This is a genomic window from Neobacillus sp. FSL H8-0543 (genome assembly GCF_038592905.1).
Classification (GTDB): domain Bacteria; phylum Bacillota; class Bacilli; order Bacillales; family Cytobacillaceae; genus Neobacillus.
This window is the reverse complement of record NZ_CP151943.1, coordinates 4,548,831-4,570,628: the sequence shown is the minus strand read 5'-3', so window position 1 is coordinate 4,570,628 and position 21,798 is coordinate 4,548,831. Positions and strand designations below refer to the sequence as shown.

The following is a 21,798-nucleotide window of genomic DNA, read 5'->3' as shown; positions in this document are numbered from 1 at the left end:
ATTACCCCTTTCGATTGATAAAATTTGTTAATCCTTCTCTCGTTTCCTCACTTTTTGTATGAGGCATTCCTAACTGACATTCAATACGTAATGCTTCTTCCAATGGAAGTCCCCAACCCCTTACAGCCGCTTGTTTATCCGAACGCAGCGACCCTTGTGGATAGGTAGTCATTTGAAAAGCAAGCTCTTTTGCACGTTCTAATAGATTACTAGGTTCGACTACCTCTGTAACCAATCCCCAATCCAATGCCGTTGCAGCGTCAATTTTTCTTCCTGTTAAAATTAAGTCCATGCCGCGTCCCCAACCGACGATCCTTGGAATTCGCTGCGTTCCTCCATCAACTAATGGAACATTCCAGCGTCTTTCTAAGCAGCCAAATTCAGCATCCGCTGCAGCGATACGAATATCACACCAAGCGGCCATTTCCAATCCTCCTGCAAAGCAAAAACCATTAACTGCTGCTATCGTTGGTTTGAAAATATCAGTCATTCTCGTAAATCCTAAATAACCTTTTCCATCATACACAAAGTCTGCATCAAATTGATTTTTTGGGCCTAACGTGTCTATCGCCTTTAAATCTGCACCAGAACTAAACGATGCCCCGCTTCCGGTCAAAATTGCAACCTTAGCATGGTCATCCTCTCGAAAATCCACCCATGCTTCATAGAGCAATTGTGCGGTTTCTCCATCAATACAATTATGTTTATCTGGTCGATTAATTGTAATAATTGTCACTCCATCCTGATGATTGACCACGACTTTTTTACTCATCTTGATGTCCCCTTTCTTTTAAAATCATATATTTGTTTTCCGCATCTTTGATGGCATCCACTAAATCCTTTTCTACCAACTCTAACTCCTTCTGTCGTTTCCTCACCTCCTTTAAATGGTGATAAGCGAGCTTAATTCCCTCTTCATATTGTTTGATTTGGGTAGAATCAATATCATACAGACTAATAAGAGCAGCAGCATCTTGTAGCGAAAAACCGAGATGCTTTCCTCTCAAAATCATTTTTATTCTAGCTCTGTCCCGCTTCGTATAAATCCTATGATTTCCAGCGGTCCGCCTAGGATGAAGCAGTCCTAGTTCCTCGTAGTAACGTATTGTGCGCTGGCTAATTCCAAACTCTTCTACTAAATCAGATATTAAGTATTCTATATATTCTGACTTTTTTACTGGCATTTTTTTCAACTCCTATCAATAATTTTACTTTATAGCTACCAACAACGTCAATTATAATATACAACGGTGCAGTAAAAAATCCTACTTCGAAAAAGTAGGATTTTCATTCACTAGTTACTTCACTTTTTGCGGAATGATTAACATCGGTATTTCCGTTTCATGGAGAACTCCGGAAGAAACGCTTCCCAATACCGTTCCTCGGATTAAACCCATACCACGTGAGCCCATGACGATATACTTTGCATTTAAGTCTCTTGCGAGGTGACATATTTGATAAATTGGATCACCGACCTTCATTAACACGACATAATCGATATCCCGGCCTTCTAGATACTGGACTGCAGGCTCTACGGCCTTTTCAAACAGTTCTGTCTGATACTCTCTAATCATATTTTCTCCGATAAATAATCTCGTATGAATGGTATGGAAGGAAGGTTGAACATTTACCAGATAAAGTTTACTTGGATTCGCTTCAGCTAATTTAACCGCCTCGGCCAATGCCTGAAGGGAATTATCTGACCCATCAATCGCAACTAAAATACGCTCTTTCATTTTTTAAACCCCCTAAGAATTTGTCAAAAATACAACAACAATCATTAGAAATGGCCTGAGAATACTTCTTCCTAATTTAATTGTATCAATATAAACACACGAACATTTTTAAATATTTGAATTATTTGTGAATTTGTTACTATTCTCACATTTAATCAGCAATAAAAGCTCAAATGTGGTTAAATTAAAATAGATAGTATTACCAAATTAATTGAATCTGAAAGGTGAAGATGTCATGTGGTTCACGAAAAGTAATGAGAAAGTCGTTGCTGAGTTAAACACAGATCCTCTTACTGGCCTGACGACGATTGAAGCAGAAAAACGTTTAGCTGCCGTTGGCGCAAATGTATTTACCGAACACAAAAAACCATCTATTTTTATGTTGTTTTTCGAACAAATTAACAGTCCCTTAATCTATATTTTAATTGTCGCTGCTGTTATTTCTGTTGTTGTTGGAGAATATAGCGATGCCGTAATAATCGTTCTTGTTATCCTGCTTAATTCGGTTATCGGTGTCATCCAAGAATCAAAAGCGGAAAAAGCATTAGAGGAATTGAAGAAAATGACCACCCCAAGAGCGATTGTCAAACGCGATGGTGTAATCAAAGAAATTCCCTCAGAACAGCTTGTACCCGGTGATATTGTGATGTTAGATGCAGGAAGGTTTATTCCTGCTGATTTGCGTTTAATTGAAACCGTGAATTTAAAAATTGAGGAATCATCACTGACCGGAGAATCGGTACCTGTAGACAAAAATGCAAACTGGCAAACTGAAAACGAAATATCCACCGCAGACCAATACAATATGGCCTTCATGTCAACCGTATCTACCTATGGCCGTGGCGTTGGGGTTGTAGTTGGTACGGGAATGAAGACAGAAATCGGAAAAATTGCAGGCATGCTTGGTAATCAAAAACGGGAACTGACTCCGCTGCAGCTAAAACTGGCCGAACTAGGAAAAGTCCTTGGCATTGGTGCCGTAATTATCTCAGCTGTTATCTTCTTTATCGGCTTTTTTCAAGGACGCGATGTGCTTGATATGTTTTTAATTGCTGTCAGTCTTGCCGTTGCAGCCATTCCAGAAGGACTTCCCGCAATTGTAACGATTGTCCTCGCGCTTGGTGTTCAACGAATGATTAAGAGGCGTGCAGTCGTGCGAAAGCTTCCTGCCGTTGAAACACTCGGTGCCGTGAGCGTCATTTGTTCTGATAAAACGGGAACTCTTACCCAAAATAAAATGACGGTGACAACCGTCTTTGCCAACGATGTGTATTCTCCCCTAGGTGAAATAGCTAATCACAAGGACAAAGAAAACCTATTTTTTGAAGCAATGGCTTTGTGTAATGATGCCACTGTTACCGATACGGAACAAACCGGTGACCCAACAGAGATTGCTCTTGTTTCAGCTGCAAGGAAAGCGGGTTATGATAAACAAGTCTTGGACCAAAGCTATCCACGAGTTTTCGAAATTCCATTTGATTCCGAGCGTAAAATGATGACTACTGTGCAGCAACAGGAAGGACGGTATTTTGTTACGGTAAAAGGTGCATTAGAAAGCATTCTCCCGTTAACTTCTTCTATCATGAAAAATGGCGTAAAGATTGGCTTCAATCCCGCTGAAAGTGAAAAGGTAAAAGCTCAGGCAGACGCAATGTCCGAAGAAGCGCTAAGAGTACTTGCAATTGCATATAAAGAAATGGATTCTGCTGAGGAATTTACCCAGGATAAACTCGAAAGCAAATTAATTCTCCTCGGTTTAACTGGGATGATTGATCCGCCGCGTGAAGAGGTAAAGGCGTCTATCGCTCAGTGTAAAAGTGCTGGTATCCGCACCGTTATGATAACGGGAGACCATAAAAAAACGGCCTTTGCGATCGCAAAAGAGCTTGGCATTGCAAAGGAGGAGTCTGAAACGCTATCTGGCTTCGAGCTAGATTCACTTAGTGAGTACGAGTTAAATGAAATCGTTAAAAGGATTCGTGTATTTGCCCGCGTTTCTCCCGAGCATAAAGTAAAAATCGTTAAAGCGCTGAGAGCAAATGGGGAAATAACATCGATGACCGGTGATGGTGTCAATGATGCTCCCTCATTACAGCAAGCGGATGTAGGAGTGGCAATGGGATTAAGTGGCACGGATGTAGCGAAGGGTGCTGCCGATATCGTGTTAACGGACGATAATTTTTCTACTATCGTCGCCGCCGTTGAGGAAGGCAGAAATATCTATCAAAATATAAAAAAATCGATTCTCTTTTTATTATCTTGCAATCTTGGGGAGATTATCACGCTTTTCATTGCCATCTTACTTGGTTGGCCTGCCCCGCTCACAGCTATTCACATATTATGGGTAAACCTTATAACCGATACACTCCCGGCGATTTCTCTCGGTCTTGACCCCGATGATCCAGATGTCATGAAAGAACAGCCGCGATCAATTAAAGAGAGCATATTCGCCCATGGTAGTGGTACTTTTACATTAATCAATGGACTGCTCATTGGCTTACTTACACTATTTGCCTTCATTGCCGGCCTCGCCTTTTATACGGGTGCTGCCACACTTTTTGGCATTGATTTTGCCCATATCCCAAAGGATGCCCTAATTCATGCTCAGACTATGGCCTTTATCACCTTGAGTATTTCACAATTATTCCACTCCCTTAACTTAAGGAGTAACCACAAATCCCTCTTTGAAGTTGGCCTTTTTACAAATAAATTTTTATTAGCATCCATCTTCATAGGAATTGGCATTCAGGTTGCTATAGTACACATACCGTTATTCAACGGTATTTTTGAAATTAATGCCTTAACATTGAAAGACTGGTTGTTCATCCTTACTCTTTCACTTTTACCAGTGATTTTTAATGAATTATGGAAAGCAGGCAAAAGAATTTTCCATGTACCACTGGAGAGGAATAGTCAAAAGACAAGCAGTTATTAATCTGTTATAATACTTAAAAAAGGAAGAGACTTGTGAATTTCCCGCACATCTCTTCCTTTTTATTAACTGCGTTTTTTTAATAGGCTTTGGTAGGCGGCAGATGTGCGCACCTCTACTGTTAATGTATCTTTTCCATATATCGTTTGAATTAAAAATGGGACACCTGCGGTATTTTGAAATCTAAAATCAAGTCCTCCATAGGAAACCGTGGCATCCCTTCCAGGCGGCACATAACCAACAGTCAAGGAATGATGATGCCATTCTACATATTCAACAGCTAGTTGATCCACTGCATTAAACAAAGTAGATGAGGTTTGACAAATACCGCCGCCAATCCCCATAACTACTTGTTTGTTCACAATTTCCTGGGCTGGTTGATATCCATGCTCCGCATCACTCGGCCCCACCGTTGTATTAAAAGAGAAAATATCTCCGGTACCCACAATTACATTTTGAATCGCCTGTGCGGAAAGCTCGATGTTTTTATTTCGACCCGTTATGCTTGGATCAAAAGTAGTTGTGAAGCTAGCAACGACCACATCATCTAAAAGAGCAACGTCCTCGGGTTTATAGCCACTTTCCGTTACGTGCAAAGGTAGATAGACATCTCCACCTTTGGCTGAAGCCTCCAACACCTTCGTTACTAATTCAGATTCCTCAAGAATCACTCTTGGTGTTCCTTTGATGACCTGACCATTTGCGTCAATTCGATCAGGAATCATCCTTCGGTCATATCCGGGAGTTGTCTCGGTACCCACCGCTAGCTCTCTTGCCCATTTGGTTATTTCCTGTTTGTATTTTTCATAATCACTACCAAACCCCAGTTGAATGGGATTAATGACCTTAATACTACTTTTTGTGGCAGGATCTAATACATTAACCACAATTGGTTTTTGTTCTTCTTTCTCCTTGTCCTCTTTTGCCGCTTCTTCCTCCGCTTGTTGGTTTTGTTCAAGCTGTTTCTCGAGCTCTGCAACCTTTTTCTCAAGATCCTGTTCCTTTGCTTTGTTTGCAGAACATCCAGCTAGCCCTATCAAACTTCCAATTAATAACAACATGAAAACCCATCTTCGCATTGCCATTCACCTTCTCCTCTTTTCTCCATTTGATGCCGTTCTCTGATGTAAAATACTTTGGATAAAATAAAAAAAGGAATTCACTTCCATCACTTATATTATTTTTCACCCCTATGGAAAATTCCTACTTACTCTAAAAAGGGCGGAATGTGTTATAATGAAATGTAATGTAATTAAATATCCTATTACATGAGAATCTGGCTCCTCCTTTACCGATGTTTACTTACATCGGTCCTCATGAACAACACGATAAAAAATAAGAAAAAGGGTGTTAACCTTGAAATCCACAATAGAAACAGTTTATTTTTTAGAAAATCCTGAGAAAAAAGTGACAAAGTTTGCAACTGGTACCCAACTGCTTTATGACGATATTATTAAAGATGTATTCGGTGTAGCCAGTATTAATGATTTAAACATGATGATCCGATATAACAAAGGTTTTCAGGATAGCATTTGCCACACACATGGGATAGTCGAAAGCAAAATCACACTAGACCGAATCCTTCGTGTAGCTTCAAAACTTGATTTACTTCAACTTAGAAAACAAATGGTTGATGAACATACGGAAGACATGACGAGTGCTCCTGATAATGCCCTCTCGATTCCTCGCCCATTTGATTCAACCATTAAGCTTCGCGAAGGTATCTTTAAATGGGATGACAGTAATTCCTCTTATCATTTGGTTTAGACACTCAAAAGTAAAATAAAATAAAAAAGCATCGGCATGATGCTTTTTTATTTTTATTTTTTTATTCAATCATGAAAATTCGTACCGTCAGTGGTTGCTTTTATTATACCTGCACGGATTACATAATCACCGAAGTGCTCACCATCCTGACGTTCTTTTGCATAGCGGGAAAGAAGTGTTCGTAGCTCACTTAGGATTTCGGTTTCACCAATGTTTTCACGGTACATTTTGTTTAGACGGCTGCCATCAAAGGCGGCACCAAGATACATATTATATTTTCCAGGTGCTTTACCCATAAAGGCTATTTCACCAAGTCCAGGGCGTGCACACCCATTCGGGCATCCCGTCATCCGGATAGTAATTTCTTTGTCCCTAAGACCATTCTCATCCACGATTTCCTCGATTTTATCTAACAAAACTGGCAAATATCGTTCAGCTTCTGCCATCGCCAATCCGCAGGTTGGGAATGCAACGCAAGCCATCGAGCTGCGACGAAGTGCGGTATGTTGCTTACCATCTGTCAGACCGTATTGTTCTAACAGTTCATTAATTTTTTTCTTTTTATGGCTTGTTACATTCGCAATTATTACGTTTTGATTTGCTGTTATCCGAAAATCGCCATTATGAATAGCTGCAATTTCTCGTAATGCCGTTTTTAGCTTATATTCATTTGAATCAGCCACACGGCCATTTTGAATAAAAAGCGTAAAATGCCATTTTCCTTGGATTCCTTTTACCCAACCGTAACGATCATTATTGCTTTCAAAATAAAATGGTCTTGCTTCTGCCAGACGCCAGCCTAGTCGATTCTCTAGTTCTTCCAAAACGGTTTCAAGCCCCAGTCGGTCAACTGTATACTTAAAGCGAGCATTTTTTCGAACAGAGCGATTTCCATAATCACGTTGTATCGTAATAACTTTCTCTGCTAAATCTTGAATTTTATCTGGTGTACAGAAGCCAATTATTTTTGCGAGCTGTGGATATGTCTCTTTGTCACCATGTGCACTTCCCATACCCCCGCCAATTGCCACGTTAAAACCGACTAACTTCCCCTCTTCAATAACCGCAATAAAACCAAGGTCCTGTGAAAAAACATCGATATCATTTGAAGGTGGAACAGCAATGCCGATCTTAAATTTACGCGGCAAATAAAGCGGACCATACATTGGCTCAACTTCATCCACTTCCGGTGTACTCGCCACTTTTTCTTCATCTAACCAAACTTCATGATAGGCTCTTGTCCGTGGCAATAGATAACTACTCAATTGTTTCGCCCACTCGTATACTTCTAAATGTATCTCTGACTGATATGGATTTGAGGTACACAAAACATTCCGATTTACATCCCCGCAGGCTGCAATCGTATCCAAAAGCGATTTATGGATATCTTGAATCGTATTTTTCATATTCCACTTTAAAATTCCATGCATTTGAAATGTTTGGCGTGTGGTTAGTTTTAACGTTCCGTTACCGTTTCTTTCGGCAAGTTCATCCATGACAAGCCATTGGTTCGGTGTCGCTACACCTCCAGGTAAACGAACCCGGAGCATGAACTGATACGCAGGCTCAAGCTTTTGCTTTTGCCGCTCAATCCTAAGGTCCCGGTCATCTTGAAGGTAGCTACCGTGATGCTTCATCAAGCGGTTATCATCATCGGGAATGCCTGCACTGAGAGGTTCCAGCATTACTTCCTTAAGTGTTCCACGTAAATAATTACTTCGCTCTTTTATGTCCTCGACATCACTTGGCGGTCCTTCTGGCGCTTTAAGTATTCGGTTCACCATTATTGCACAAACTCCCTTCATTCAAAAATCAATATACATCACGCTGATAACGTTTTTGCTGCTGCATGTCAGTAAGATATTCTTCCGCTTGTTCACGGCTCAATCCGCCCTCTTTTTCGATGATGGCAAGTAAAGTCGTATGGACATCATGCGCCATATTTTTCTCATCGCCGCAAATGTAAACTGTTGCACCAAGCTGAAGCCACTCGAACAATTCTTTACTTTGTTCTAACATGCGGTGCTGGACATATACTTTCTGATCCGTATCACGAGAAAAAGCCACATCCATTTTTGTAAGTATGCCTTCTTTTAGCCACTTCTGCCATTCTGTCTGGTAAAGAAAATCCGTCACAAAATGCTGGTCGCCAAAGAATAGCCATGACTTTCCTTCCGCTCCCATTTCTTCACGCTCTTGCATAAATGAGCGGAACGGAGCAACTCCTGTTCCCGGTCCAACCATGATAATTGGCGAGTTAGGGTCTGTTGGCAATTTGAAGTTTTCGTTATGTTGAATATATACTGGCACGGTATCTCCCGGCTTAAGTGTATCCGCACAGAATGTAGAGCAAACACCTTTTCGATCTCTTCCGTGTGCCTGAAAACGGACTGCACCGATCGTTAAATGCACTTCTTCCGGATTAGCTGCAAGGCTGCTCGCAATGGAATATAAACGTGCAGGTATTTTTCTGAGAACTGAGACAAATTCTTGCGCTGAGACTCCCCAAGGACCAAAGTCACGGACCAGATCAAGTAAATCACGGCCAGCGATGTACGCTTTTAACTCGGTATCATTTTCAAATGATACAAGGTCTAGCAATCTATTATTCTCCGAAAGTTTCGCCACTTTTTCGAGAAGAGCCTTTGTTAAAATTGTAATCTCAAAATAAGTAGTCAACGCTTCTTTTAATGAAAAAACATCTCCCTGCTTATTAACCGTTACCACTTCTTCCGGGTTCCAATTGATTTCCTCAAGAAGCGCAGCTACAAGTTCTTGATTATTTACTGGATAAATCCCCAGACTATCACCTGGTTCATAGGTGAGTCCCGAACCCTCCAAAGATATTTCTAAATGATGGGTTTCTTTATTAGAGCCGCGCCCATTTAAATTGATATTTTCTAGCACTTCCGCTTGAAAAGGCTTGGTTCTAGAGTATTCTGGTTCAAGCGCTTGAATTGTATGTGCTTGTGGTGCTGTTGTCAGTGCTGGTGCGCCACTTTCTCCCTGACCTTCCCTTAAACTGCCAAGCACTCCCTCTAGCCATTCGACTGCTGGCTCATCATAATCAAGGTCGCAGTCAAAGCGAGGATAAAGTCGTGTACCGCCAAGTTCCTCAAGCCGCGCATCAAATTCCTTTCCTGTCTGACAGAAAAACTCATAGGAGCTGTCCCCCAGTGATAAAACAGAAAAGTTAAGGTCTGTAAGCTTAGGTGCTCGTCTGCCATGAAGAAATTCATGGAAAGAAAGTGCCTTATCAGGCGGATCACCTTCACCATGCGTGCTTACGAGGATTAACAAGTTTTGAACCTTTTTTAAATTATTCGGTTTAAAATCGCTCATGGACATGGCGTTTACTTGAAAGCCGTTCCCCTCAAGTGTCTTTGCCACCTTTTTCGCAAGACCCTGTGCATTACCCGTCTGTGATCCATAAAGAATCGTTACGTCCTTTTTCTGGTTGGAGTTTGGAGAGGACAGATTTTCCGCGTGTACTCGAACTTGTGCTGTTCCTAACACATAGCCGCTCAGCCAAACTTTTTGTGATTCTGTCAAAGTTGAAAGAAGTCGGTTAAGGAGCTCTGTCTGCTCCTGATCAAACGGACTGTTCATTACCTGAAGTTGCAACATATCCACCTCACATTGAATAGTAACTCATCAAACTATACTTTAATGGTATTTTTAACCAATTTCTATCACTTACTACATTTCTACGGATGCTTACTACAAAAATACAGTTACTTACTACATTTCTGCAATCCCTTACTACATAAATCAGACTACTTACAACATTTTTTGGAACTTAATGGAAATTCAAGTTAGTTTCCTAACTCTTACTACAAAATTACAGTCACTTACTACATTTCTACAGCCTCTTACTACATAAATCAGACTACTTACTACATTTAATGGAATTTAAGGAAAAATCCCCACTCTGCCTCTTCTTTAAGTTGTTGCTCTTTCTATCACAATATCTTCAATCACACGGTGTCTGCTCAACGGACCTGTGTGGAGAATCTGCTGACCCTGTTTCTGCCGTTTTCGCACCTCATTTTCAACCTCAGTGCTAAGGAGACCGGAAAATAGTAAGTAAGGTACGACGATTACCCTTCCAGAATCAAAGCAATCTGAGATTGTCTCCAACCCTTTACGGAACCTCGGTTCAGCAGCCGCCAAATAACAAACAGATATGTGCTCTATTTCGAGTCTTTTCTTAATGCCCGTTACAATCATGGCAAAATCTGAATGAATACCTGGGTCACTACTGCCCCTTCCAACAATAAGTAAACGATCCTGGGGTTTTAGTCTGTTAGCGCTACCCCTTACCAACTCAGCAACAGCATCAAGAATTCCTCCCTGGACACCGAAAGGATCCTTTACATTTACTTCGATTTGAGGATACTTTTCCTGCAGCAATGACAGTGCCTGAGGGATATCCTGCTTTATATGTCCCGCTGCCAAAAGGAAGAGCGGGACAACCTCGATTGTTGTCGCACCCCTTTCCACGCACCTTATAAAGCCCTCCTCGATTAAAGGTTCTGTTAACTCAAGAAAACTGATCTCCTGTATAGGAACATCGACCCTCTCCATTACCCGTTCAAAAAAAGATTGAGCCTCCTCGGCACCTTTTTTTGAACGGGTCCCATGGCCAATGTAAAGAATTGCTTTCATACGATGTGCTCCTTTTTTAGCGCTTTATCCGTGGACGACGGGCAAATTGGGTATAATTTCATCCTGAAACCAGTTCAATTTTTTATGAAGATGGACGACATCTCCAATGACAATCATACTAGGATTGGAAATTTCAGCTTCTTTCACCTGTTCTTCAATCGTCTCAAGAGTTCCGACGACGATTTTTTGATCACTTAAAGTTCCCCAATGTATAAGTGCAATCGGCGTTTGTGCTGATTTGCCGCCCTGAATTAATTTTTCCATTATTGTTGAAAGTTGGGATACACCCATATAGACACAAATAGTATCTACGGCATTGGCTAAATGCGACCATCGATGTTCCGCAGCCTCATCTCCTGCCTGATGTCCGGTAATAAAAGCAAAGCTTTTACTCAAGGTACGATGTGTAACAGGAATCCCAGCATAAGCGGAAGCAGCTATTCCAGCTGTAATACCTGGGACAATTTCGAAAGGAACTTTATGTTTAGCACATTCCTCTGCTTCTTCCCCACCACGGCCGAATACAAAAGGGTCTCCTCCTTTTAGACGGACAACCAGTAGTCCCTTTTTAGCGTATTTTACAAGAAAGTGGTTGATTGTTTCCTGTTTCATTGTATGGTATTGCGGCAGCTTCCCGCAGTATACAAGTTGGGCACCTTCCTTTGCATTCAAGAGGAGATCAGGATTTACCAGCCGATCATAAAGGATAACATCCGCTTGTTGCAGGCATCGCAATCCCTTCACCGTGATCAAATCTGGATCCCCAGGACCCGCACCCACTAAATAAACCTTTCCTTTCATGGCTCTACCATCCTTTCTCCTCGTCATTTGGAGTTAAGCAGCCACTTGCATGACTAGCTTTTACTCAAATAAAGTGCTTATCTTTTAAGTATCCAAAAATTTGCTTCACGGCTTCTTCGACCGACAAAAGGTCTGAGCGGAGCGTGATTTCAGGACGATCCGGCGTCTCATACGGCGAATCAATCCCCGTAAAATCTTTAATTTCACCACGGCGCGCCTTGGCATAAAGCTGCTTCGGATCGCGCTGTTCACATTCTTCAAGCGGGCAATCCACAAAAACTTCGATAAACTCCCCTGCTTCAAACAGCTCACGTACCTGGTCCCGATCGGCACGAAATGGAGAAATAAAAGCCGTTGTTACAACAGCACCACTATCAACAAATAGTTTTGCCACTTCGCCAATCCTTCTAATATTTTCCGTTCGGTCATAATCCGAAAATCCCAGGTCTCGGTTGAGACCATGGCGGATATTATCGCCATCTAGTACATATTCATTAATGCCCTGGCGATACAATTCGCCTGAAACAGCATTGGCAATCGTCGACTTTCCAGAACCTGAGAGACCGGTAAACCAAAGTACGCAGCTTCCATGGCCATTTTGAACACGCCGTTCTTCCTTTGAAACAGCTGCTGAATGCCATGTGATATTCGTTGCTTTTGACATTAATACCCCTCCTTAAACCCTTGTCTCTTCTTTCATTCCCTCAATTAGTACTTCAACGACTTCTTTTCTGCTGAAGGTCGATGGCGGTAATGTACCGGCACGCAGCATTTCTCTTACCTTCGTTCCAGACAAGATCACTCGGTCCTCGTTACTATGCGGGCAAGTTTTATCTGAAGCCATTCCTTCGCATTTATTGCAATAAAAACTATGTTCAAAGAACAGTGGCTTGATACCAAGTTCCTCTTCGGAGAAATTGCTAAAAATAAGCTGTGCATCATAGGTTCCGTAGTAATTACCTACTCCAGCATGATCGCGGCCGACAATGAAATGGGTACAGCCAAAGTTTTTCCGGGCGATGGCATGGAAAATTGCCTCTCTCGGACCCGCATAACGCATAGCTGCCGGGTAGACGCCGAGTTGTACCCTCTCCGACGGATAATAATTTTCAAGGAGGACACGATAGCTTTTCAAACGAACTTCAGCAGAGATGTCATCCGACTTTGTCTCTCCAACTAGCGGATTAACGAAAAGGCCATCGACCGTCTCCAGAGCTGCTTTCTGGATGTACTCATGTGCTCGGTGGATTGGATTTCGCGTCTGGAAGCCGACTACTGTTTTCCAGCCCTTCTCGGCAAACAATGCACGAGTTTCCTTCGGTTCAAGCCATACATCTCCAAATACCCCTTTTTCCGGTTTTTTCACTAATGTTACATCACCGGCAACATAAACTGGACCTCTTTCATAAAGTCGTTTTACCCCTGGGTGGGCCAGCTCTTCTGTTTTATATACTTCGAGTGCTTCTTTATCCAAATTTGGTTCATACCATTCTGATACTCTGATGACACCAAATACTTCTTTGTTGAAAACAAGCTTTCGCTCTTCTCCAGCTTTTAGAGTGGCAGCTGTTTCATAGGATACAGGGAGCGTTACAGGAATGGACCATATCGTGTTGTCTGCTAGACGCATGTTGGCGACAACCGATTCATAATCGGCTTTACCGAGGAACCCTGTCAGCGGGCTGAATAGACCGACGCCAATCAGCTCGAGGTCACTCAAAGCGATCGCATCCATTTCAATCTCTTTTTCGAGCTTTGTATAATCATAGTATGGGTCAAATGCTTGGATAAGTTTTCCTCCATGAGGATTAGGTAAAAATGACATTAAAATCAAACCTTTCATTATTGGTATATTAGTTTTTAAGTAAAGAATACAAATTCATCGTCGAATTCATTGGATTTCTCTTTGTAATCAGTGGATTTTACCGACACATTTTTTATCAGAGAAAAATCACCTTTTATTGGTGAAACGCTATCTACAGAAAATCTTACTTTTTTCAGCAAACCACTCCTAGTAAATTACCATCCTAGTTAAATCTGATCCTTTGCTGCATCTTGTGCTAATGTTACGGCAATTTTCTCTCGCTTCATTAGTGACAGCACGCCAAACACGGAAATCAGGACACCTCCCATTGCGATAATTGGGTAGATATTATGTTCAATTAATAATTGGATAAGTGTGTAAGACAACACCATTGATAGCACTGGTGATACGACCCAAACGGTAAGCAACTGAATGACAATGCCCTTTTTTAAAATCGACTTGCCTTGATTGGCAAATCCAATTCCGATAATGGATGATGTTGTAATTTGTGTCAGTGGGACTGGAATTCCAAATAACGAAGCTATAGTCACAATGCTGGCGCCTGTACCCGAAATCACACAGCCTTCCTCCAACTTAAGTGCGGTAATCTTTTTTCCGTTTGTTTCAAGGACTCGGTGCCCCAATACGAGTACACCCAAAGCTACGAATAAACCGCCCCAGAAGATTCCATTTCCTGTTGTGAGAATACTAGCACCAACAAGTGGACCCACCGCATTTGCTACATTGTTCATCCCAGCAGAAAATGCTTCAAACAACCCAAGAAAAACGACAAGAACAGTGAGAACAGGTACTGCCTTCGGCGCGTTCATCCACTTTTTAAGCCGTTTATTTTTTAATAGATAGGCAGCAAGAATTGCAATGACAAAGGCCGCGATTGGTGTAATGAGCCAGAAAAACATAATCCAAATAATTTTCCCAAGGAATAACGACTGGTAAACGATACCGGCACCGATAACCGATCCAACCGCTACTTCACTAGTAGATAACGGAATGCCAAAAATATTGGCTAAAAACAATGATATTGCGGCTGAAGCAAGCACAATCAAGGCGATAGACACGGTGAATGTGCTGTTCGGAACAATCCCACTTCCTATCGTTTTAACTACTTCACCACCGCCAAGCCATGCACCAAAAAATACAGCTATACTACAAAGCAACAGGGCAAGTCGCCTATTGACAACTCCGGAACCGTAGGCGATTCCCATCGAAGCTGCTGCACCACTTGCACCTATATTCATTGCGAAAAAAAATCCAATCGTAATCGCGATTATCGTAAGCAAAAGAAACGGCCTCCTTTAGCGGTCGTGCAACCCACACTCCGTCTTGCTGCTTCCCATCCAGCGTCCTGCACGTGAATCCCCCTCCGTAAGAACAGGTTGCGTACAAGGAAAACAGCCTATGCTTGGATATTGGTGGTCATGTAAGGTATTGTAAGGGAGATCTTTTTCCTTGATATAAGCCCAAACATCCTCCCAAGTCCAATGGATTAGCGGGCAGATTTTGATATTTTCGAACTTTTCATCCCTATTTAAGAACTCAGTGTTTTCCCTTGTCGGTGACTGTTCCCTGCGAAGCCCTGAAATCCATGCTTGTTTTGCTGTTAACGTTTCCCGTAATGGAATCACTTTTCGGATATTGCAGCATTGTCCAGGGTCTCTTTTCCACAAAGCAGATCCGTGCTCCGCTGCTTGTTCATCGAGAGTTAATGCTGGCAGTTTCCGCTCAATCCGTAATTTTGGGAAACGAGCTTCAATCTTGTCAATAACCTCGTAGGTTTCTGGAAAGTGTAAACCTGTATCTAAAAAAACAATATGGGCATCTGGTTTTATTTGCTGAATCAAGTCAATTAATACTATAGCTTCTGCGCCGAAGCTGGACGCATATACAATTTCCTCTTCAGGATAATTGTTGTATGCCCACTCCAAGACGGAACGTGCTCCTTTGAACTCATCCTTTTTAGGAAATGTATTTGAAATTTGATTCCAATTTTGAAAAGTTACTGTAGCAGACATCACTTCAAACCTCCTTCACATATTAAAAAAAGGCGGTCTCCCTTAAGCATTGAAGGAGACCGCCTCTAGTTTGTCTAGTCAGCGACTTTTATTTGATTGAAGACGAATCTTTTCATTTTTCTCAATTTGAATAATTTTTCCATCCTGAACGACTAGAGTGATAGATCCATAGTTTAATGCTTCTAGCATTTTCTCAACATGTGCAAAAACTTGTTCCTTTTCCTCAGCATTCATCTTGATTCGCCCTCCTTTTTTAAAAAGATCCTCCCAGCTAGGGAATCCTGTTATAATTTTTCAGGATTCCATGGGACAACCCTGTCTTTTTGATATGATTGTGTAATTATTAAAATTAATCCTACCATACCCATAGGTTTTATGTAAATGAAAAATTTGATAATTAAATATATTTAATTTGCACATGTCTTTGCTGATATTTTTATCCTTTAAAAAGTAGGTATAAATGCTCAAATTGATCATTGAGGTACAACCTCCACAACATTAAATGAATTATTTTTACAAATAAAGGGAAACTAAGTAGAAAAATGGAGAGTATGTAAATGGAGAAGAAAATAGCGGTTATAGCAGATATTCACGGAAATCATTCTGCACTTAGAGCTGTTCTAAATGAAATTGATTTGGATGATAAAATTGACCATATTTATTGTTTAGGCGATTTAGTCGGAATCGGTTATGAGACAAATGAAGTTTTAGAACTGCTGTTGTCTCGTGACGACATTTCATATGTAATGGGAAATCATGACGAAGCTATTTTAGATATCCTCTCAGGCAGAGAAGTGTACAGCAGGGGTAAGGAAAAGGAGCATCATGAATGGATTGCCACCCGGTTGGACCCTACATTTGTCCCCTTCTTAACTGGAATTCCAGTTACATTAAATGCAGAAATAAATGGCAAAAGGATATTCTTCGTCCATTACCATTTAAATGAAAGTGGTGATTTTTTATCTGTAGATTACGAACCATCAGAAAAAAAATTAGACAATCATTATCGAACATCGAATGCTGACGTTATTTGTTTTGGCCATCATCATGTCATCCACCACTTTAAATCCAAGGAACGTCTGTATCTTAACCCCAGTTCATTAGGTTGTTATCATAAACCACTCGCTTCGTTCGCTATTTTGTCATTCAGCGAGTTGGGAGAAATAAATGTCACCATTAAGGAAATTCCTTATGATAACAAAAAGTTCTTATTAGGGTATCAACAATTAGGTATACCTGATGCAGATTACCTATTAAAATATTTTCATGGAAATCAGCATTTAAAATATCTTTAAAGTAATTCCAAAACTCAAAGTCCAAAAGAAAAAACACCTTCCAGAAAGATAGGTGTTTTCTTTTGATTTGACTTTTATCATTTATCTTTTGATGACCGAAGTATTTTCATCTGGGTCATTTTTCATGGACAAGACACCTTTGGGTTCTAGATAAAAGGTTAATGGGTAATTCTGCTGCTTTGATAAGATATTTCTAAATTGATAGGCTCTTCTTTCCTTGGTATTGAAGGTACTAAACTTGATGTCAATAACGATCTTATGCCCAAAACTTGTACATACCTCCGTTCTGCGCATACCAAGTGCTCGTTTATTTTTAATATGCAAGAGAGAAAACCATTCAGAGTTCTGTTTTTTTAATGATTGGGTCGGAAACAGAATAATCCCCAAATGCGGGTTCAAGCAAATCGTTTTTTTTGATTCTAATAATTCACTATAATTTAAGGCTCTATCAAAATTTGTGAGTTCCCGTCTTAATGCCTCCTCGATTATTTCAACAGGCGTCATATTTACTAGAAATGTATAATATCCTTCGATAACTTTAGAGAAACATTTCCCTCTTTTATCATACTCTTCTGCAAGCATGACAGTCCTTTCATTAATCAAATACCTATTTTTCATCTCCATATTTTTACTCCATTTCAAATTGTTAATCATTGATTTTTTTTTGAAAAAGAGTATACTAACGGTTAGGTTGATATACTCAACTTGGCTAATCCTTGGGTACTGTCTGGCTGGACTTGTTTACCTAAGGATTTTTCTAATTCGTTTCCTTGTTCACATCCTGCTCACCTCCAATATAAAACTAGGTAATTTTTACATATATATTTGAAATACTTATAGTAAACGGGTTCTGTGTGCGGATAGCATAGGTTAACATGGGTTGAGGAATTCTAATTTAATACATGAAGAAGGATCGTGTGGATCATTTAAAACTTACCTTTAAGGGCGAAAAATTTGGTGAGTACATAATATGGATTGAAGTTAAAATTCTGCGAAACTAGTAACAATTTCGCCATCCTACGACATATTATATTGATTTAAAGTTTTATTGTAAATATTTTTTATATTCTATTCGTCCCAGTCACACTTTCTCTTACTACATCTCGGTTAGTATTGGGCCAGCGGTATCTTGACGAACGGAAAGTTTATAAGTATAATTTTTTGCACATATTCTATTTACTCGATATCAGGGTTTTTCCCATGATTACCCAATATATTTCGACCTGTGCTGGGTCCTTTTATTGAATTTCCACCAACCTCTGCTAGTTTCAGCAATATTTATCGGTCAAAATTCATTATTCAAAAAAATTTCATAATTAGCTTTAACCAAGAAAAAACTTACCCGCTAACAGCGGTAAGTTTTTATAATGCCATCTACAATATTTTATTTACATAATGTTTTATTGTAGTTTATCTTTTAAAGTTTCGAAGATTCTTGTTTTGCACGTTGTTAATTCAAATGAAGAATTATCAATTATGCACTTATTTAAATCTAAATGGTTGAATATTCGTCTTTCCAATTCATTCCTTGCTTTTAGAACCTCGACTGTTCCTTCTATTCCTTTAACGCCAAGCTTTTTACCAAATCCTTGATTATTGTAATAATTGATAAATCCTTCTGACCATTCTTTTGGCCGCTCTTTAACTGCTTTCAAAAAAGAGTGCTGTATATCTACTTGATTAACAAAGATTAATATTGGATTTAAAGGCTTTATGATCTCTGCTAATTGATTGACGTAATTATTTACACGATCATCAGCTACTCCATATTTTATCATCCCGATTGTTACTGGATTTTGGATAAAACAGCATTCAAAAATATATGTTTTATCCCCACTAACTACGTTATCACGGAATTTTTCCCACTTTTCGGTGATTAACTCGATATGCAAATCAAGAGGAAGCTCGTATATATCATGATTCCAAAGTTTAGTTAACAACTCGTCAGGAAGAGTTATTTCACCAGATTTTATTTTATAGCGAGGTATTAGAACGCCATTTTTCCTAGTTTCAGCCAAGCTCATTAAAAAAGATTCATATTCTTTATATTGAATGATTAGGTCAGCGAATTCTCCATTTGAAAAATAAGATACCGTATCATAATCCGCTGGGTGTTCCAGATTTCCTTCTAGAAATAATTGGGTATCGATATCCATATCTTTAAGAACATCATTTGTGAGCTGTGCAATGGTTGATTTTCCTGACCCGGGTAATCCTTCAATTAAAATTAATTTTGTATTAACCATGATACTCTCTCCTTGTTACTTATGCTTATTCCTTAACCATAGTTAGAAAGTTAATAGGTCCATTTTTAAATTCGATTTTCCGAACAAAACCAAACTTCTCATATAGATGAATGGCACGATTATTAAATTTCGCGACAGTTAAACGTAGTGGAATACCGAAAAATTCGCCTTGTAAATACAATAGGATAAACTTGAAGAATGTTGCTCCCAATCCATGACCTGTCAATCTTGGATTCATCCCAAGGCCAAGATCCACGAACCCCTCTGAATAAGCGCCATACTGAGACCCAATCGGAACTTGAGCAGAGCTTCCATAACAAAAAAAGCCAACAAATTCTTCATTTTGATCCAAAACAATATAATATGGATTATCCAGTAATTCCTTAAGGGCATCTGGGTTTATTTCATTATTATAAAAATCATAGGGCGGTTCGTATCTCCAATTTAGTATTTGTACCGCAAAGTCTTCATTCATACTTCTAATACTAAGCTCCATCCTTTTTCCCCCACTGTATCTATTATTCAATCTATTATTTTGTAATGACTTTTTATTTTATCATAGGAAACTAGGATATATGGGTTGTCAACGGGAGTAAACAGCTCTATTCCCTCTTGATCATCTGGAGAGAAATATTTTTTCCCCATTTTATTAATACTTCCCCCTTAAGTCCCTGTTTGATACTTCCTTCTTACGAAAAAGGGATTATTTACATTTTATTAGAAATATTTATAATCTACAACAATTCTTTCAAACACTGGGATAAAATGTATACAACTCTTAACAAAAAAATGGATAACCATTTAAAGGTTACCCATTTTTCCTATTATTTGTTGTTCTTCTGTTCTCTTGCTGCCTTTTTTCTTGCCTTTTTACTTTGAGCTAACTCTGCACCAAATTCCGTGTCGCTTGCTTTGGCTCCACCTGTGTGAGGTTGATTCCGATTGTTATTACGATTTGTCACTTTTTCGCCTCCTTCTTTGAACCCAAAAACGCTGTTTGAAAAGGTAAAAAGCACCTTACTTAAGCCACTGTTGAAGTTTCAATGATTGAGACTATGCAAAGAGGATCTCAAATCGGAAAGTTTAATTTCTAATTTGAACAGTAGCACTCTTTTTTATCATGCCTTGTAAACAAATAATTATTCTGCCACTTATATAGTTGTTCTTTTATTATATCCACGTTCCCCATACGGTTGAAGCTGTTCTAACCATTTTTTCTCTAGTTCGCTTTAAAGATCTGATTTAATTCTTTTTGGGACGTGCTATTTTAAGTTGTTTATCTTAACCAATGACTTTTTAAGGACCTCATCCTTCGGTTCCATACCAAAAAATTCAACATGATAGACAATATTATCGATTCTTGCAATGAAAGCTGTCCTGAAGTCTTCTTTACTAATCCATAATTCATCAAATTCGCTACTTTCTTCTAGCCGATAATTTTCATTGTCATCGGAGGATTTATTTTTCAAATCGTGAAGAAATCTTTTAGCAAGCCATTCATTTCTAACTTCATAGCCATAAGACAAAATTGTCGGGCTAAATGTAGGACCCTTGTCCTCACCTGGAACTTCAACCTGTTGAAGTAATTCATACTGTTTTGGGACTAGAATACTAGACTTTACCGTATAATGATCTAATGGACTTCTTCCCTCACCATCGATATTATCTAAGTCCTCCAAAATATCTGAGAGTTGAATAATAGGCAAATCCCCGCTTGGAATTTCAGGAAATCTATCTTTTGATAAAATCATTATTAAATTAGAAAAGACTAATAATGCCCATATAGAAACGATAAAAATACACGAACTCCTAACCATTTTATTTCGTTTGATTTTTTTATGGAAATTCAGTTCATGTTCAAGCGTGCGACCCGATTTTAACTTTTTCTTAAGTTTTGACAAATGGAAGATCCCATTGACCATTGTATAATTAATAGAAAGGAACATGAGTATGTACATGATATAGTCTATGAACTTACCGTTTAGATAATTGTCTACAAAATCAATCAGAAGTGACCATGTTTGCAATACCAGCATAAAGATCGATAAGAGGAGAATAGGTACACCTTTCATGGTAATATCCTTTTTTAAGATTGATAATGTTTCTGCATGTTCCAGTGCGTCAGTATGGATTTCAATTGGATTCTCAGCTTGGGTTTCTCTAAATATCTGCAGGAATCCACGGGAAGCTACGTGCTCCCAGCCTGCCTCCTGATAAAATTCAATTCTATTATCCTCTGATTGATCATTTAATTTAAAGACATCACAGCGATAATTTACCTTCTGCGGCTCACATTTTTCAAACTTCGCCATCAGTCTACCTATACCTATAAGCTTCCATCCTTTTGAAGCTTCATCAGAAAACCAAGCCTCTTGTTCCTTAATATCCCAGACTTCTAGCCACAGAAATTTCTTTTTTATTTTATTTTTCATGAAGATCACCCTCTCCAACTTAATCATGGTTTTCTGACATTTATACACCTTCTATTTTCATCACGCTATATGCATTACATTATA

At 39.5% G+C, this 21,798-nt stretch carries 21 protein-coding genes; 3 read left to right on the top strand and 18 right to left on the bottom strand.

Features of this window, described 5'->3' with window-relative positions; genetic code table 11:
• Position 1: 1 nt before the first annotated feature.
• The 3 genes from NSS81_RS22835 to NSS81_RS22825 form a co-directional block, all read right to left on the bottom strand.
• The gene (locus tag NSS81_RS22835) at positions 2-772 is read right to left on the bottom strand and encodes an enoyl-CoA hydratase-related protein (protein ID WP_342430905.1); all 771 of its coding nucleotides are present in this window, start codon (positions 770-772) and stop codon (positions 2-4) included.
• Positions 765-1,184, bottom strand: coding sequence for a MerR family DNA-binding transcriptional regulator (locus tag NSS81_RS22830; RefSeq protein ID WP_342430904.1), 420 nt, complete (start codon positions 1,182-1,184; stop codon positions 765-767). The genes NSS81_RS22835 and NSS81_RS22830 overlap by 8 nt, the downstream gene beginning before the upstream one ends.
• Positions 1,185-1,298: 114 nt before the next feature.
• Positions 1,299-1,736: a universal stress protein gene (locus NSS81_RS22825; protein WP_342430903.1), complete on the bottom strand. Its 438-nt coding sequence runs from the start codon at positions 1,734-1,736 to the stop codon at positions 1,299-1,301.
• Positions 1,737-1,971: 235 nt separating this feature from the next.
• Between NSS81_RS22825 and NSS81_RS22820 the strand changes: the two genes are divergently transcribed.
• On the top strand, positions 1,972-4,671 hold the full coding sequence (locus NSS81_RS22820) for a cation-translocating P-type ATPase (protein ID WP_342434127.1): 2,700 nt from the start codon (positions 1,972-1,974) through the stop codon (positions 4,669-4,671).
• Between the two features lie 62 nt (positions 4,672-4,733).
• On the opposite strand, the gene NSS81_RS22815 is transcribed toward NSS81_RS22820, so the two are convergent.
• Positions 4,734-5,753 (bottom strand): VanW family protein, encoded by a 1,020-nt coding sequence (locus NSS81_RS22815; RefSeq protein WP_342430902.1) that lies wholly within the window; start codon positions 5,751-5,753, stop codon positions 4,734-4,736.
• 262 nt (positions 5,754-6,015) lie between these two features.
• On the opposite strand from NSS81_RS22815, the gene NSS81_RS22810 reads away from it, so the two are divergent.
• Complete coding sequence (locus NSS81_RS22810; RefSeq protein WP_342430901.1) at positions 6,016-6,435, top strand: hypothetical protein; 420 nt, start codon at positions 6,016-6,018, stop codon at positions 6,433-6,435.
• Between the two features lie 65 nt (positions 6,436-6,500).
• Here NSS81_RS22810 and cysI read toward each other — a convergent pair whose 3' ends face one another.
• From cysI to NSS81_RS22765, 9 genes are all read right to left on the bottom strand, one after another.
• Positions 6,501-8,219, bottom strand: a complete 1,719-nt coding sequence (cysI, locus tag NSS81_RS22805; protein WP_342430900.1) for an assimilatory sulfite reductase (NADPH) hemoprotein subunit — start codon at positions 8,217-8,219, stop codon at positions 6,501-6,503.
• Positions 8,220-8,247: 28 nt separating this feature from the next.
• Positions 8,248-10,059 (bottom strand): assimilatory sulfite reductase (NADPH) flavoprotein subunit, encoded by a 1,812-nt coding sequence (locus NSS81_RS22800; RefSeq protein ID WP_342434126.1) that lies wholly within the window; start codon positions 10,057-10,059, stop codon positions 8,248-8,250.
• Between the two features lie 318 nt (positions 10,060-10,377).
• The gene (locus tag NSS81_RS22795) at positions 10,378-11,103 is read right to left on the bottom strand and encodes a sirohydrochlorin chelatase (RefSeq protein WP_342430899.1); all 726 of its coding nucleotides are present in this window, start codon (positions 11,101-11,103) and stop codon (positions 10,378-10,380) included.
• 24 nt (positions 11,104-11,127) lie between these two features.
• A complete protein-coding gene (gene cobA / locus NSS81_RS22790) occupies positions 11,128-11,904 on the bottom strand; it encodes a uroporphyrinogen-III C-methyltransferase (RefSeq protein WP_342430898.1) in 777 nt (258 codons plus the stop codon).
• Between the two features lie 64 nt (positions 11,905-11,968).
• Positions 11,969-12,568: an adenylyl-sulfate kinase gene (cysC, locus tag NSS81_RS22785; RefSeq protein ID WP_342430897.1), complete on the bottom strand. Its 600-nt coding sequence runs from the start codon at positions 12,566-12,568 to the stop codon at positions 11,969-11,971.
• A 12-nt stretch (positions 12,569-12,580) separates the two neighbouring features.
• A complete protein-coding gene (sat, locus tag NSS81_RS22780; protein ID WP_342434125.1) occupies positions 12,581-13,729 on the bottom strand; it encodes a sulfate adenylyltransferase in 1,149 nt (382 codons plus the stop codon).
• 206 nt (positions 13,730-13,935) lie between these two features.
• Positions 13,936-15,009: an inorganic phosphate transporter gene (locus NSS81_RS22775; protein ID WP_342430896.1), complete on the bottom strand. Its 1,074-nt coding sequence runs from the start codon at positions 15,007-15,009 to the stop codon at positions 13,936-13,938.
• Positions 15,010-15,024: 15 nt separating this feature from the next.
• The gene (locus NSS81_RS22770) at positions 15,025-15,741 is read right to left on the bottom strand and encodes a phosphoadenylyl-sulfate reductase (protein WP_342430895.1); all 717 of its coding nucleotides are present in this window, start codon (positions 15,739-15,741) and stop codon (positions 15,025-15,027) included.
• 78 nt (positions 15,742-15,819) lie between these two features.
• On the bottom strand, positions 15,820-15,975 hold the full coding sequence (locus NSS81_RS22765) for a YezD family protein (RefSeq protein WP_342430894.1): 156 nt from the start codon (positions 15,973-15,975) through the stop codon (positions 15,820-15,822).
• Between the two features lie 323 nt (positions 15,976-16,298).
• Between NSS81_RS22765 and NSS81_RS22760 the strand changes: the two genes are divergently transcribed.
• On the top strand, positions 16,299-17,036 hold the full coding sequence (locus tag NSS81_RS22760) for a metallophosphoesterase family protein (protein ID WP_342430893.1): 738 nt from the start codon (positions 16,299-16,301) through the stop codon (positions 17,034-17,036).
• 81 nt (positions 17,037-17,117) lie between these two features.
• Here the strand turns inward: NSS81_RS22760 and NSS81_RS22755 are convergent, their stop codons facing one another.
• From NSS81_RS22755 to NSS81_RS22735, 5 genes are all read right to left on the bottom strand, one after another.
• The gene (locus NSS81_RS22755) at positions 17,118-17,660 is read right to left on the bottom strand and encodes a competence protein ComK (protein WP_342430892.1); all 543 of its coding nucleotides are present in this window, start codon (positions 17,658-17,660) and stop codon (positions 17,118-17,120) included.
• 776 nt (positions 17,661-18,436) lie between these two features.
• Positions 18,437-19,282 carry a hypothetical protein gene (locus tag NSS81_RS22750; protein ID WP_342430891.1) on the bottom strand — a complete coding sequence of 282 codons (846 nt, stop codon included), beginning with the start codon at positions 19,280-19,282 and terminating at the stop codon, positions 18,437-18,439.
• Between the two features lie 25 nt (positions 19,283-19,307).
• A complete protein-coding gene (locus NSS81_RS22745; RefSeq protein WP_342430890.1) occupies positions 19,308-19,778 on the bottom strand; it encodes a GNAT family N-acetyltransferase in 471 nt (156 codons plus the stop codon).
• A 328-nt stretch (positions 19,779-20,106) separates the two neighbouring features.
• Positions 20,107-20,244, bottom strand: a complete 138-nt coding sequence (locus NSS81_RS22740) for a hypothetical protein (protein WP_342430889.1) — start codon at positions 20,242-20,244, stop codon at positions 20,107-20,109.
• Positions 20,245-20,544: 300 nt separating this feature from the next.
• Positions 20,545-21,714 (bottom strand): DUF2812 domain-containing protein, encoded by a 1,170-nt coding sequence (locus NSS81_RS22735; RefSeq protein WP_342430888.1) that lies wholly within the window; start codon positions 21,712-21,714, stop codon positions 20,545-20,547.
• Positions 21,715-21,798 lie beyond the last annotated feature (84 nt).